This is a genomic window from Paraburkholderia sp. GAS348 (genome assembly GCF_050434205.1).
Taxonomy (GTDB): Bacteria; Pseudomonadota; Gammaproteobacteria; order Burkholderiales; family Burkholderiaceae; genus Paraburkholderia.
Window position 1 is genome coordinate 1 of sequence record NZ_JBNPVT010000049.1, and the last position, 14,655, is coordinate 14,655.

Annotated in this window: 13 protein-coding genes and 1 pseudogene; 2 read left to right on the top strand and 12 right to left on the bottom strand. The window is 56.6% G+C overall.

All coding sequences use genetic code 11. From position 1 onward, the window contains the following. Positions 1-318 precede the first annotated feature (318 nt). From P3T22_RS32860 to P3T22_RS32885, 6 genes are all read right to left on the bottom strand, one after another. A complete protein-coding gene (locus tag P3T22_RS32860) occupies positions 319-726 on the bottom strand; it encodes a transposase (RefSeq protein ID WP_429327229.1) in 408 nt (135 codons plus the stop codon). A gap of 54 nt (positions 727-780) precedes the next feature. Beyond that, positions 781-1,482 carry a DJ-1/PfpI family protein gene (locus tag P3T22_RS32865; RefSeq protein WP_429327230.1) on the bottom strand — a complete coding sequence of 234 codons (702 nt, stop codon included), beginning with the start codon at positions 1,480-1,482 and terminating at the stop codon, positions 781-783. A gap of 87 nt (positions 1,483-1,569) precedes the next feature. After that, a complete protein-coding gene (locus tag P3T22_RS32870; RefSeq protein WP_429327231.1) occupies positions 1,570-1,809 on the bottom strand; it encodes a hypothetical protein in 240 nt (79 codons plus the stop codon). 686 nt (positions 1,810-2,495) lie between these two features. Further along, complete coding sequence (locus P3T22_RS32875) at positions 2,496-3,395, bottom strand: SphA family protein (protein ID WP_429327240.1); 900 nt, start codon at positions 3,393-3,395, stop codon at positions 2,496-2,498. A gap of 296 nt (positions 3,396-3,691) precedes the next feature. Next, the gene (locus P3T22_RS32880) at positions 3,692-4,876 is read right to left on the bottom strand and encodes a thiolase family protein (protein ID WP_429327232.1); all 1,185 of its coding nucleotides are present in this window, start codon (positions 4,874-4,876) and stop codon (positions 3,692-3,694) included. A 307-nt stretch (positions 4,877-5,183) separates the two neighbouring features. After that, positions 5,184-6,677, bottom strand: coding sequence for an aldehyde dehydrogenase family protein (locus tag P3T22_RS32885; protein WP_429327233.1), 1,494 nt, complete (start codon positions 6,675-6,677; stop codon positions 5,184-5,186). 470 nt (positions 6,678-7,147) lie between these two features. On the opposite strand from P3T22_RS32885, the gene P3T22_RS32890 reads away from it, so the two are divergent. After that, positions 7,148-7,471 carry a hypothetical protein gene (locus P3T22_RS32890; RefSeq protein WP_429327241.1) on the top strand — a complete coding sequence of 108 codons (324 nt, stop codon included), beginning with the start codon at positions 7,148-7,150 and terminating at the stop codon, positions 7,469-7,471. Between the two features lie 56 nt (positions 7,472-7,527). Here P3T22_RS32890 and P3T22_RS32895 read toward each other — a convergent pair. The 6 genes and pseudogenes from P3T22_RS32895 to P3T22_RS32920 all read right to left on the bottom strand — a co-directional run. Further along, positions 7,528-7,821: pseudogene (locus tag P3T22_RS32895) on the bottom strand (DUF3331 domain-containing protein); the annotation flags it as partial. Between the two features lie 340 nt (positions 7,822-8,161). Beyond that, positions 8,162-8,848, bottom strand: a complete 687-nt coding sequence (locus tag P3T22_RS32900; protein ID WP_429327234.1) for a DJ-1/PfpI family protein — start codon at positions 8,846-8,848, stop codon at positions 8,162-8,164. Positions 8,849-8,919: 71 nt separating this feature from the next. Next, positions 8,920-9,300, bottom strand: a complete 381-nt coding sequence (locus P3T22_RS32905) for a YybH family protein (RefSeq protein WP_429327235.1) — start codon at positions 9,298-9,300, stop codon at positions 8,920-8,922. Between the two features lie 218 nt (positions 9,301-9,518). Next, entirely contained in the window at positions 9,519-10,898 is a 1,380-nt protein-coding gene (locus tag P3T22_RS32910) for an aldehyde dehydrogenase family protein (RefSeq protein ID WP_429327236.1), read from the bottom strand. A gap of 40 nt (positions 10,899-10,938) precedes the next feature. Next, on the bottom strand, positions 10,939-11,373 hold the full coding sequence (locus tag P3T22_RS32915) for a GFA family protein (protein ID WP_429327237.1): 435 nt from the start codon (positions 11,371-11,373) through the stop codon (positions 10,939-10,941). A gap of 1,079 nt (positions 11,374-12,452) precedes the next feature. After that, positions 12,453-13,466 carry a GlxA family transcriptional regulator gene (locus P3T22_RS32920; protein ID WP_429327238.1) on the bottom strand — a complete coding sequence of 338 codons (1,014 nt, stop codon included), beginning with the start codon at positions 13,464-13,466 and terminating at the stop codon, positions 12,453-12,455. A gap of 338 nt (positions 13,467-13,804) precedes the next feature. Between P3T22_RS32920 and P3T22_RS32925 the strand changes: the two genes are divergently transcribed. Continuing rightward, entirely contained in the window at positions 13,805-13,936 is a 132-nt protein-coding gene (locus tag P3T22_RS32925; RefSeq protein ID WP_429327239.1) for a hypothetical protein, read from the top strand. Positions 13,937-14,655: the final 719 nt, after the last annotated feature.

The following is a 14,655-nucleotide window of genomic DNA, read 5'->3' on the forward strand; positions in this document are numbered from 1 at the left end:
CGCAAGGGGCAGTTCAACCTCTCCATTCTCGGGCCCAAAGATGCCGTTGTGCCTGCCATCTGGAATGCTGTCCTGTCCAATCGATAAGGTGTCCGAAACTATAGTAAGCTTTTCCGCCAATCCACCTATTTGCACCAGAGCCCTTGATATAGCCCGTCTGGGTGCCCGGGAAAGTCGCTGGAAGACGGGGCCCGTTCGCGCGACTGAGTCAGCTCATACAATTGACGTCGAACGTGCCCAGCACGCGCTTGACCGGTGTCCTCGAACACCTTGTCATAGCAGGAGAACCGATTGGCATGCAGGATCTCCGTGAAAGGTTCAAGGTTGCGCGGAGGATGTTTTGTCCTCGCGATCGGGGGTGGGGGCCATCCAGAGTTCAGCCGGCTGCGTCGATGCTGCCGGGCTCTCATTGCGCACATAGGTCCTCCGGGTGGTGGCCGCCCTGCCTATGCCGAGCGCGATCACCGCCACCGGCGTATCGTCGGCATGCGACATAGGACCGGCCAACACATAGCGACGTAGCGCATCGACCAACGGACGCAGCAAGCGGCTCACGCCACCGACCCACTGACTGAGTGTCGAGCGCTCAGTATCCATCCCGTCGCAGGCGCAGATTTGCACCTGACGATACAGCGGCAAGTGGTCTGCGAATTTGCTGACGATCACATACGCGAGCACGCCCAAACCTGCGACGCCACGCGCGATCGGGCGCGATGGAGCGCTCACCTGTACGAGCGTCTGGCAGCACGCGCAGCCGAACTTTCGGGCGAACCTGAAGAATCACCGTCCCGTCACCGCCCGAGTTTGCGTGTTTCGCAGAGCAGTCAATCGTGGAGCAAGACGCTGCGCCGCCGCAACACGTTCGTCGGTCATTGGCTGCGCGCGTCGGGAAACCTCGTCAATTAAGGCTCGTTGAGCAACGCGGGGAGAGCCAACCTGGAAAGGCGGCTTCGGATCGTATTCCATGCCGAGTTGGATCACCTGCGCAATGTGTTCGCCGTGCAGCAGCGCGGCGATCGTCAGGCCGAAATCGATCCCCGCGGTCACGCCGCCGCCGGTGACACGATTCCGGTCGATCACGACACGTTCGTGAACCGGAATCGCGCCGAGCAGCGGCAGCACTTCCATCGCGGTCCAATGCGTGGCGGCCCGGTAGCCATCGAGCAGGCCCGCTGCGCCGAGCAGCAGCGCGCCCGTGCACACGGAGGTGATCCAGCTGGCGCGAGCGCTGGCCGAGGCGATGAAATCGAGCACCCGTTCATCTTCCATCAGCGGATTCACGCCTAGGCCGCCGCCCACAAAAAACAGGTCGAGCGCGGGACAGGTTTCCATCGTGACAGTGGGCAGCATCATGCCGCCGACGTCACTGCGCGTCGGCTCGCCGTCGATGCCGATCACATGCACGGTAGTATCGGGCATCCGCGAGAACACTTCGAAGGGTCCGGCGAAATCTAGGTTGGTCATGCCGTTGAAGATCAGCATGCCGATGTAAAAGCGCTGCGTGGAAGCCGTCATAAGTTGTTTGCTCCGTTTCGAGAAAGTCTGAACGATTCTGAAGAGTCGTCAGGATCAGGTCACGTCCCGCGTTCGATCACGAAAGCCGATCAGCACAATCGGCGACACGATCAACACCGTGTTGAAATACCAGGCGGGTGCCATCCGGTTGCCGGGGAACTGGATCAGCCACGTGTTGATGAATTGCGCGAAGCCGCCGAACAGCGAGACCCCGAGTCCGTAGACCACCGACATGCCGGTCACGCGGTTCGCACGCGGATACATCTCCGACACCATCGTGATAATGGGCGTCATTTGCATCGAAAGCAATGCGCCGAGCGCGACCAGTACCGCAAACAGGCGGCCGCTGCCAGGTTGTGCGTTGAGCCAGACGAAGGACAGACAGACCGCCAGGATCGATAGTTTTACTGGGCCCGCTATCCGCTTTGCCTGAAAATCTGCTACATCTCGTAATTTCGTGCAGGACGAGAAATCCGCGCCATATGACGGTCAGTCTTGGTGGCTGGTCATGCGTGCGATTCAGCTAGCCGCCGAGCAAGCCTATCCACACAATGGTTTGCGGGAGCGTTCTAATTTGCTCTGGCAGTCGCGTCGTTCGGTGGGTGTGGCAATACAGCGCATGCCATTCAGCGGGTTGCACCGGTACTCGCAGCACAGTTCCGTATCGGTACGCGCGAGCTGTGTTGCATACAGGATGTGCCACGCGATGACGCAAACAGAGCAGTCGCTCTCACAAACCGGTCGAACGTGCCGAACTGGCGCGCCTCGCTACGGCAGCCGCTTTTGAGTACACGGTGCCACGTCTCGATAGTCCAGCGCCGCGCGTCTTGCGGACTGTGTGCGCGGCGGCGAGCCAATGCAACAAGACGTTGTGCCAGGCGCGCAACACCCGGATTCTCCTCACCGAATTCAGCACTTGCCCAGTCATCCGTCTCGTTCTCGTCGACCAATCCAAAGCGCGCTTTTCGCCAACTTCGGCATCAGAAGTGATGTACGTAACGGGCCACAAATCGATTGCCTTGCGAACGGTTTCTCGCACCCTCCTCAAAATAGGCGTTAAAGAACAGATGATCTTCGGGCGAAAAGCTGTACATCATGCCCGGTCCAATCGCCCAAACTCGCTCGCGCCGCCCAGGCACATCACTGCCGTTTGCCTTCGTATCGGTGATCTGCTGAAACCAGTAGCCATTCACGCCGAGTCGCAAGTGCGGCGTTACCTGGTACTCGATCGCCAGGTTGGCATGCAACGCCTGGCCCGCCTGAGTGCTGGTGACCCCTGGCCCAAACGAGACGTTCGGGTCGTTGTTCCTTGAATTCCATAGGTAGTGCATGCGTACAGACGCAGTGAGCTTCGGAGTGAACCAATACGTACCCGCCCAATAAGGCTCGACCCACCAGAAGTTATTGCCCGGATTCACCGCATTGCTGTGATTGTATGCCCCGGTCGGCGCGCTTACGTCGAGTTCGAAGCGATGCGAGAAAGTTGGGCCGTTCGGCCCCACAAATGGACCAAACTGCAGAAATGGCCCAAATATCACGTCACCGACACCGTTCTCGCCTTTCAGTACCGTGTTGTTCAGGCCGTCGTCGATGCTGTGTCCCAAGATGGCGGGCAGGAGCACCGTGAAGCCGATATTGCCGCCGAGGAATTTCTTGGGGGACATGTAAAGAAGCTGCGACAAGCTGACCGCTACGTCGACCTTCTGGTTCGGCAACGGCAGCTTGCCGCCGTTGTTGTCGTTTAGATGATCGGAGTTGTAATACGAAAAGTACTGCTCGAAGTAGAGTCCCGGCCCCGCCGGCGGAGCAGCGTCGAGAAAACTGGTAAAACCCAGATTGACCTGGGGTTCGTCATAGGCAAGCGCATTGGCGGTCGCCATTACGCTGACGGTCGCGACGATCAAATGACAATATTTTCCCCACTTCACGATGTTCTCCTGTCTCCATTGCTATTTATTTAACTTTGCACTCCTACTTTATCTGATGCCCCATGACTCCACTAGGACGCTTCGCAATAATGCGGCAGCGCCCCGCGCGCGGCATGGAAGTCAGATTAGGTAGGTAAAATTCCGTGCAAAATGACGTTTCGCGAAAACGTGGGCAGTCTGCGGCGCTTTGTTGCCGCTACCCATGGCGTCAGCACCCAGCACAAGTATCTTCATGGTTCTTCAGAACATTAGAGCGCTTCAATCGCGAGCGCGATTCCTTGTCCGCCGCCAATGCACAGGGTCACGATACCTCGCCTGACCCCATCCGCCCGCATTGGATGCAGCAGTCGTACCGTCAGGATGGCTCCGGTGGCGCCAATGGGATGACCGTGCGCAATGGCTCCGCCGTCCACATTGATGATGTCATGGGGCAAGCCAAGCTCGGCTGCGACTGCAAGGGGCACGGCAGCGAAGGCTTCATTGATTTCGACGCGCTCGATATCGCTAAGGGCCCAATGTGCGCGCTGCAGCGCTAGGCGCACGGCCGGCACCGGACCAAGGCCGAACATGCCCGGCTCGACAGCCCCGACGCCATAGGCAACCAGTCTTGCCATTGGCAGCATGCCCTTGCTTTCGGCAATTGAGCGCTCTGCCACCAGCATTGCCGCGGCACCGCTATTGATGCCGGGCGCATTGCCCGCGGTAATGGTTCCATCCAGGCGGAATGCGGGGTTCAGGCGGCTCAATCCCTCAAGCGTAGTATCGGGCCGATTGGCTTCGTCGACCTTGAACACGGCCGAGCCATTCTCGACCTTCACCGGCACGTCAACGATCTCCGCCACGAAGCGGCCCCGCTCCTGTGCACGGGCAAACCGGCTCTGGGAGCGCTCCGCCCATTGATCCTGCTCTTCCCGGCTGAGATGGTAGCGAGCGGCCAGGTCTTCTGTATGCCAGCCTGAGTGCTCACCCGAAAACGCGTCCACCAGGCCATCCGTTAGCATGCTGTCGTTCATGACCGTGTCGCCCATACGCTTGCCCCAGCGGCCAGACGGCACGAGGTAGGGGGCGCTGCCCATGTTCTCCATGCCGCCGGCGACAGCCACATCGACGTAGCCAAGCCTGACCTCGTCCGCCGCGGTCGCGATAGCCTGGGCGCCAGATCCACACACCCGGTTGACGGTCATGGCCGGTACCGATACCGGCAGGCCTGCCGCGACACCTGCCTGACGCGCGGGATTCATTTTGTTGCCGGCCTGGACCACATTGCCGAACACCACGCTGCCGACCAGACCGACATCGATGCCGGAGCGACCCAATGACTCGTGGATCACAGCTGCCCCTAACTCGACGGCAGTGGTCGCTTTAAGTGAACTATTGAAGGCTCCGATCGCCGTCCTAACCGGGTGACACAACACAACTTCTCGCGTACTCATTCCATCGCTCCCATACAAACCCGAAGTCTTCGATACATCCAGCCGGGGGGCAGAAGCCGCCGGACAGACTACACATCAATCAAAGCCAATTGCTCCTGTTCACGTCACTTTCATGATAGTAGCAATGACGTTATTCCAATTTTTTCCGTGAAAGCAGCTAGTTTCTTTGCTCCTTTCGCTGACTAGCTCGCTCAAGTTCCCTAACGTAAAAGCGACCGCAATTGAGACGAATGTATCCGGCGATGCAATATTAGACGCCGCGCCTTTAAATAAATGAAATCTTTCGCAGGATCAATCGAATAGCAAACTAGCGATGCCTGACAATCACCGATTTCAATTCCGTGTAATCCGCGATGAATGCATCGCCGAATTCACGCCCTTGCCCGGAGGACTTCATTCCCCCGAAAGGTACGGCGGGATCAAGATATGTATGCATATTTACCCAGACCGTGCCAGCTTGGATCTTAGGCACCATCGCATACATTTTACCGAGATCATTCGTCCATAAGCTTGCCGCCAATCCATAACTGGTGCCGTTCATTAGCGAAATCAGTTCGTCCTCGTCTTCATACGCGAGAAAGGTCGTAATCGGACCAAACGTCTCCTCCTGAAGAAGAGTTGAACCCTTTGACGTTGCACGAATCACCGTGGGTTTCACGAAATAGCCAGGCCCCGGGATCGATTGCCCGCCATAAACGATATGATCTCCCTCCTGCTTTGCCTTCCTAAAAAATCCCAAAATACGATCCAGGTGCGAACGATTGGACAGCGGCCCAAACTGAGTGGTCTCGTTGAGTGGATCGCCAATAACCATTTTGTCAAGCGCCTTCGTGAGCGCCTCGAGGGTATCGTCAAGACGGCTCTGATGAAGAAAGAATCGCTCTCCCGCCGCACAAACTTGTCCCTGATTAACGAAACCTGCCTCCATAATCCCTGCGACGGCATTTTCCGGTTCAATATCCCTTAGGAACGCCACGGAATTCTTCCCCCCTAGCTCTAAGGTCGTCCGGACGAAATTGTTCTCTATAGCGCTCCGAGCCACGTTCATCCCGGTCCCCACTGAACCGGTGAAGCTAACTTTCGCAACGAGAGGATGTGAAACGAGTTGATTGCCGACGTTGCCCGCGCCGTTCACAACGTTGAGCACACCTGGGGGCAAACCAGCTGCGGTAGCTAGCTCGGCAATCCGGAGCATGGTTAGCGGAGTAAATTCGCTTGGCTTGATGATGCTTGTGCAACCCGTCGCAATCGCAGACGCAAATTTCCAAACGGCTATGAGAATGGGAAAATTCCATGGAACGATACCCGCTACAGGACCCACAGGCTCCCTATGCGTGAAGGCGGTGTACCTCTCGCCCGAAATGGAAGGAATCGACGGTGAAATGGTCTGCCCGTTGATGCGGGTCGCTGCACCAGCGTAATACCGGAGAAAGGCGCAGGATTGGTCAATCTCGAACAGGCGCGAGATAGAAATAGTTTTTCCAGTTTCTAGTGTTGCAAGTTGCGCCAATTCCTCGCGATGAGATTGCAGGCATTCCGCCACCTTCAGCAATATGTTGCCGCGCTCCGCCGGTAATGTAGTTGCCCAAATGCCGCGAAATGCATCCCACGACGACTGCACTGCTGCGTCAACTTCGACAGAGGATGCTTCAGCCACGGAAGCAATAACTTCCTCCGTCGCAGGGTTTATAACCGATAGATCACCAGCATTCGATCCAGGCACGGGACGCCCAGCGATGTAGTGACCGTGGCGACGGCTCAGCCATGACCGCACTTCAGGAAGAACATCTAAAGATGACACGGCCAGAACTCCTTTAAAGAAACGATTACCGAAAATATATGCTCGCGCCTCATCGGCGCCTTACCGGGTCAAATGTCAGCTTTTTACAAATCGCCTACTTGGTGAGTTTTTAATTTTCATATTTAATAACGCGCATCACCCTGATTTAACCGATTTCTTTATTTAATCCCATATCGCTCTTTGAATTGATAAGCCGCTACTATATACATCCCCAAATTACCCCGACATACAGGCATCAGCAATGACAAATTACCCAAAAATCCGGACAGATATACAGGTGTGAGCTAGTTCGCCGCAAAAATATAACGGCGAATGTGGAGAAAAATTGTGTCGACATACATCAACATTGAAGCGAGACTCCCGCCGGCGACTCCCTGCTGGTTGCGGCGCCTTTCGCTGTACCTCCGCGTTACCAACACCTGCTCGCCCGAAGATATCGTGACCCTTACGACTACGGGGAGCTTCTCGAGATGTTCGCTGATTCAACGCACCTCGAGCACGAACACATGCTCGACCGGCATGATGGAACATTCGATTCCCCGCACTCGATCACCACCTCATCCAGACACGCCTCCAGCGCTTCAAGCCGTGAATGTCAAGACGGCGTTCGTTCGACGGCTACCGCTTACGCGCGCTGCATGCTGGGTGAACGCTTTGCCCCCTCCGGTGTCTTGGATCTCAATGTGGTGGTGCTACTGTCAAGTTTCTTCGACTTGCTGGTATCGCCCCGCATGATCGAATCATCGTCGCAATCGAGATCAGCGGTAATCAATCTGGCCGCTGCTTCCATATGATGCGAAAGAATCATCGCGTCGGCGTTAGCTGGTGGCCGTCGCGATTTCGCTGGACAATAGACGAAGTCACCCCGTTTGATTGGATCTCCACTTAGTATGCAGGTGCCGGACCTACGGGAGTTTGTCTGTCGCCAGACCTGTGCTGCATAGTGCCCGGTCGTGGCGCTACGCCACGAAACGATTGTCCTGCCGCTAGTGAGCCATCCTATAATGCTAACCTTGACCGCCAAGGTGGACGAGCAATCCATCGCACTTAACTCACTGTCGCTGAGCGGGTGCCCGCAAGGTTCACCGCCTAGTCGCTCCACGATCAATTCCCATACCGCATTCGATTCCGTGCAGGTTTCCATAGTGCCCGCCAATATCGTTATGTGACTTACGTTTAGTATCAATCTTGCTTCGGGTGTCTGCACCGGAACCTGGTCATGGTTCGCTCCTCACGCAACACCTGTTTGATATGGCTGAATCAGATGGGAGGATTGCCTTCGAACTGAGCAGCGCCCGGCACGGGTCGTACACCCCGAACGCCTTTCCGCTACAAGCGTTCACCGAACGTCCTGCGACGAACATCTGCATCGAAATGTTCGCGAGCAAATCCTTCATCTGCATGTCAACTTCTGACTTGTCAGGCAAGTACGTCATTGTTAGAGAACGACGCGAACGAACCGCCACTCATAAGCACGAGGGCAGTCAGCACGTAACTGGCGCGGGTCGGACTTTCAGGTCTTTGATACGTTCGACCGGCATGAGCCGACGACATAGCCCACGCGCCGTTTGTAGGGTTGCCTCCGGTGCCAATTCCGGGCGCCCCGTTCCAAACGGCGGTTGCGGAGCATATTCGAACAACAGTTCGAAGACACGACCCGCATCCTCGCCCATCAGATGGCCGAGCATGCTAAGGCCAAAATCGATACCGGCCGTCATACCGCCACCAGTCGCCCGGTTGCGATCGATGACGAATCGATCCGCCACTGGCTGTGCACCGAAATGTGCCAAGTATTCGCGCGTGTACCAGTAGGATGCGGCCTTGTAACCGTGGAGCAGACCCGCTGCACCGAGCAACAACGACCCGTTGCAGACACTCGTAACCCAGCCCGCCCGGCTGCCGCGACTGGCGAGAAAATCGAGGGTGCGGTCGTCCTCAAGCTGACCGAACAGCGCTAAGGTATTGCCTGGCACAAACAGAATGTCTGGATCGCGCCAGGCATCGGAAAAGTCATGTGTCGCTCGAATAGTGACGCCACCGTCAGACGCAACATCGCCTTTCTGTTGCCATACCACCTGTGACTCGAACTCAGGAAGAAGCGAAAATGCCTGCATTGGGCCGGCAAGATCAATGAATGTGAAACCCGGAAAAGCAAGCGAAAGAACTTTCATATAACCTCCTCAAGAAAAGCAAAATCGGTTGACAGCGGCTGGCCGCGTCGTTCATCCATCGAGTCGCCTGGCTATCCCTCACTGTTAAAGACGTCTCGATGCAGAAACCAAGCGCCGTCGATGCGTTTCCATGCGACGAGGTAGCGGCCCTTTCCAACGCTGACGCGAGGGCCTTCTTGCGGCTGCGCATAAAGTTCGTATCTGCCAATCTCAATCACGTCATCTTCCGAACCGTCCACTTCCAAGGTGGAAAATTTACCGCCGACGACACCTTGCTTGAACACGCCGTCAAAGAACGTGGAGATCTCTGTTCTCCCTTTCATCGTTGGCAGCCCGTCGGGCAACATACGTGCGTCCTCGCTATAGCGCGCCGCCACCTCTTTGCTATCAAGCGTCTCAAGGGTCTCAGCGAGCGCATTCTCCGCGGCCTGGATTTGGTCTATCAGCGACATGTCGATAGTCTCTCGAAAATAAGGGTGAAACATGGGGGGCGCTATGTGTGCCTGCGTTGGTCTCGATTCGAAAATCCGTCGTCGCGGTGCACCGTCTGATTCGGGTGTGCATCTGATAGTTAGGATGATCAACAATAGCCCCCCACCAATAGAAGCAAGGCCTGCGAAACAGCTTCGCAGGTGCCCCTTCGAATCCAATTTCCTTCACACTAGCGACATCAATAGTTGAACCACATGGCAAGTGCCTGGTTCTTCTCTTCCGAATAGGGCGGGAAAAGGTGATCGATCGCGACATTCGGCGGTGAGATCAACATGGACTTTGCGTGTGTCAGCATGTCAAACCCATACTTGCCGTAATAATGCCCCATGCCTGCCGGCCCAACCCCGCCAAATGGCATGGTTTCGATGAAGAGGTGGATATTGACCTGGTTCACCGCCCCTCCGCCAAACGACAGTTCACCGGTGAAGCGATCGATGGTCGCTTGATCCTGGCTGAAGATGAAAGCCGATAGTGGGTGCGGGTTCGCAGAAATTTTCGCAAACGCCTCGTCCAATGTCTTGTAAGTCAGGATGGGCAGGATTGGACCAAAAATCTCATCCTTCATAATTTCGTCATCCCACGAAATAGGATGGAGAATGGTAGGGTCAAGATGGCGAGCCTCAGGATCGGACGAGCCACCGTAAACGACCTTGGCTGGATCAATTAGCGCAGCGAGTCGCGAGACCTCCTTCGCGTTGATGATGCGAGAATAGTCTGGGTTGTTCTTGGGATCCTGCCCATATAGCTCAAGGACGGCCTTTTTGGCTTCCGCAACAAACGCTTCAGCAACCGACTCGTGCACATAGGCATAGCCGGGTGATGTGCACCATTGGCCGCCCCATGCTGTTGCTCCCCACACGATTTTCTTGGCGGCATCCGGAATATTCGCCGTCTGATCGACAATGGCAGGGTTCTGCCCACCGAGTTCAAGAAGAACAGGTGTCAGGTTCTCGGCCGCTGCATGCGCAACGATCTTGCCCACCTTCGTGCTGCCCGTGAAGAAGATGAAATCGAAAGGCAGCTTCAGAAGCTCACCGGTTTCCTCACGGCTTCCGCGAATCGCGATGACTGCCCGGGGCTCGAAATATTTCCCTACAAGGTCCTGGAGCAAGTCGGAAGTCGCTGACAACGCCTCGCTGAGTTTGAGGAAACAGGTGTTACCGGCAGCGAGCGCCGTTATCGCTGGCCGGAGCAGCAGCAGGAGAGGACCGTTAAACGGAGCGATCACCAGCGCGACACCATAGGGGTCACGATAGACGACGCCCTTGTGACCGGACTCGGCAAGTGCCTTGGGAACAGGCGCCTCGGCCGGCGTCATCCAGTCTTTGAGCTGGCTTTTCTGGTATTCAGTTTCAAGGAGGCAGGCGGCTGTTTCAAAAATATACTCCTGGCTCGCCGTCTTGAAATCATGGGCGACTGCCCGCTGCAAGGCATGTTCGTTTTCCGAAATCATCCGGCCCATCCGTTCGAGTTGCTCGACTCTCCATTCATAGGAACGAGTGATATTGCTGGTGAAATACGATTTTTGGGCGTCAAAAAAACTCTGGAACCTGTTCACGGTTCGCTCCTTACACAACACGGTGTTTAATATCGGAAAATCAGATTGGGGGATTGCCTTCGAACTGAGCAGCGCCCGGCACGGGTTGGACCCACGGCCGTCGCTTGGTCACGAACAGCTCCATCGCAGGCTGAAACCACTCATTGTTCTCGACGGTCCCAATCTTCACCATCATGATCTCCGGCGTTACATCCGGCTCGGTGGTCAACGGCGAGCCGCACTTGGGACAATAGCGACGCGCAACCCTCAAACCGCTCGTGCCTACGTCCTCGAATACAGCTGTTTCTCCTTCGATCTCGAATGTCGAACGTGAGATGACGATGATGCCTGAGAAGGCGCTTCCGGACTGCGGCCGGCACCGGTCGCAATGGCACAGCGCCGAAAACATTGGCTTTCCCGAGATCTTGTAATGCACCGTTCCGCACATGCAGCGTCCCGTCATCTGGTCCGGTATTTCGGGAAGATTGATGTCCATTTTTTGCTCCTTTTTTGGCTGTCGAACTATCGAAGACGGCGGATCTTCCTAATTGGTGTAGGCCCTTGCCGTTCTAACCTCATGGTATGTTCGTGCAAGCTGAAGCGTGAGGACGAATAACCCTTGATTTCTGCCATCAACTGCCGCTCACGTACACCGCAGCGCAATGCTTGAGGACACGAGGCGGCGCATAAGTGCCTCCGCATCCGCTGGAACAGTTCACCGAGGCGTGTATGCCGCCAAACTGGCCACGCGCGGCATCACCATCCGCTGGCTCTCACGGCCCACCGACCGTACCTACACATTCGCGGCGCTGGAACTGTCTTCCCCCTCCGCCGGTTGAGTGCCAAGTTCCGCTCGGACCAGCAAATCGCCTATCAAATACTTGATCTCCCCGCGCGCCAGTCATTACACAATACTTAGCGGGTTAGCAGGACTGCTTACTACACGAATGTACAGACGCCTAGCGTCCATTCCCTCTGAGTACAAAGTCCGCCTTGAATCACCCGGAGGGCCTCATGGTACGGAGCTTTGAGGCCGAAACGGTGTAGCAACGCCAATCCTGCCTTCCCGTCCGATCGGTCAAGTTCCCGAAATGACCGGTCACGTTCGTCCGAAATACGCAACGAGCATGCTCATGATCTCTTCCTCAACGTGATGCACCGTGGAACACAACGGCGATTTCTCGAACCGATCGGCCGGCGGTGGTATGAACGTAGACATGTCATCAGCCACGATGAAGCGGCTCAAAACGAATTGACCGACGGGATTTGACGAAGAATCAAAGAACAGCTGTAGCGCAGGACGCCGAGTAAGGAAACTGCAGGAAAAATCACTGGCGTCGACAGCAGCGACAAGCCGCCGGCTGGATCATCCGCCAACGGCAACACATTCGGCTAGTTTCGGGAAGTGACCGACGACGAACGTCCGCTGTGGCTCAAGTATCGCAAGGTAGGCCTGGCTGGCCGACGCTGCCTTGCCGGCACAAGGGCGTTTCATTCCCACCCATTGGCCCTGGCTGATCTATTGGTCTTACCCGCCGCAGACACGGCGGGCGAAGACCTGCTCCATCTGTGAGGTCAAGATGCGTGGTCCGCTTCGCGCGAGTGTACCCCGAAGGTAGCCCGATATTGCCCCGGCGTCACACCGAGTACGTCCAGGAAGGCCTTTCTCATTACCTCGTCACTGCCGAAACCACAACACGCTGCAATGTCGTCCATGCCGCGCTTCGACTGCTCGAGCAGTGTGCGCGCAGCCTGGATTCGGCTTTGACGTACAAAGTTGGCGGGCGTGCTGCCAAATTCAGCGCTAAAGACGCGCGCGAAGTGTCGCGGACTCATTGCCATATGCTCCGCAAGAATCTCCACACTCAATGGATTGTGCAGGTTCTCGACGATCCACACGCTTAGTTCCTCAAATGTCTTTGAACTGGGCGCCTGCGCGGCCAGAGTGACGCTGAACTGGCGCTGTCCCCCCGGCCGCTTCAGGAAAACCACCATTTGCCTTGCCACGCTTAATGCGACGGCGTTCCCGAAGTCCTCCGCAACCATCGCCAGAGCGAGATCGATGCCTGCCGTGACGCCGGCGGAGGTATATACGCCCCTGTCCTCGACCCAAATGCTTTCTGTGTCGACCTTAACGCCTGGATGAAGCGTCTGCAGATCGTTCACCCAGTTCCAATGAGTAGCCGCTCGTCTTCCTTCGAGCAAGCCGGACTTGGCAAGTATGAACGCGCCAACACAAACGGAACCCGTACGTCGTGCCCTCCCGCTCGTCTGTCGGAGCCATTCCCAAAACTCAGGTGTACCCTCATACCCGATCGAACGTGGTCCGGCAGTCACTAACAGTGTGTCAATATCGCCTTCGACCTCAGTAAAGCATTTATCTGCAAAAAGCCGGCAGCCGGTCTCTCCCTCAACTACGTGGTCGTCAGTCGGCGAGACAATTGTAAACCGGTACGGCGGCTTGTCGGGCGGAGCAAGCGCGGAACCTGCGACAAGCTTGCTGGCGATATCGAAAGTGTTTGCAGGACCAAAGACATCTAGTTCCACCACAGGTGGAACCGTCACCAGAGCGATGTGCTTGGTGTCCATCGAGCGCTCGATTAACTTTCCCCTTGTGCGCATCTCAGCCCCCATTCAGCTCTTCCTTCTACCCTCCGTATTGTATGCCCGAGTCGGCAACGCGACGGGCAGCACTGCCTGAGCCGGCCACGCGAGGGACGCTTGCAGCTATCGGGTTGAGTCTATCTGGTGTGGACGGCAGGATTCTTGGGTCAGTCGTCCTTTGCGACGTCATAGCGGACGCATAACCTTCATTCATGACATGTCATAGGTAAACAGGGCGCCACGAGCCGGGCTAGCGCCCGGTCCCAAATAATTGCCCCTCAACCGAGCACGCATAAGACTCGGTCAACCTAATGGAGAGAGACATGAGCACATTAGCCAAGGATTTGAACGAATTACGCGACATGCCTCGTGGCGCGCTGGTTGAGCACATGCTTCGGGAGATCGCCATGAATTTGATAGCGGAGGGGATACGAGATGAACTTGAAGGAGCGTGAGGCGCGGAATTCCCGCCCGATGCTCGTCACGGTTCTAGACCGATGCGATGAGTGCGAGAAACTGAAGTCTGACGTCACAAAAGCACACTAGCTACCGGCCGATGCTTACCTGCGTGAGTTGCCCCGAATGCTTCTCGAGGCTGATGGGGCAGTACGGGGGGCTGACGATTTGTTGAAGCATGCCCGTCCCGCGCGACTGCAGCGCAACGGCAAACCGTGCCTGATTTGAGGCCGCATCCGTCGCGCTCTTGGCGTAATCGATCCGCGGACTGGCGACTGACATGAAATTGCACATGCATTTCAACCGGGACTGCGAATTGTGGCAGCTGTGGTCCAACCTTGGTGAGTTGCACGTAGAAAACGTTCAAAGGCGCTAGCGAGCTGCCGCAGAGCTGATTGCCGTACGAGTACCCACGTACGGTTGCGCGTTACCGGAATGTCGCGCAGAACGAACTGGCGTCACGAGGGGAAGTACTCGCTGACGTTGCCGCCTTCTTTAGCAAGAGACTTGGCGCTATTTCTGAGCGTTCCTGATCCATATCACCAGTAAACCGGAGTTTGAAATGCCCTTCAAGCGTAGGTTGGTTGCCGCCAGCGCAATTTCCCTGGCGGTCATCGCCGGCGTTGGCGCGATGTATCACACGTACGGTGGCGCGCCGGTCACCGAGGCTGCCGCCGCGGCAGCGCCGCCCGCCGCGGACGTGGATGTGGCGACTGTG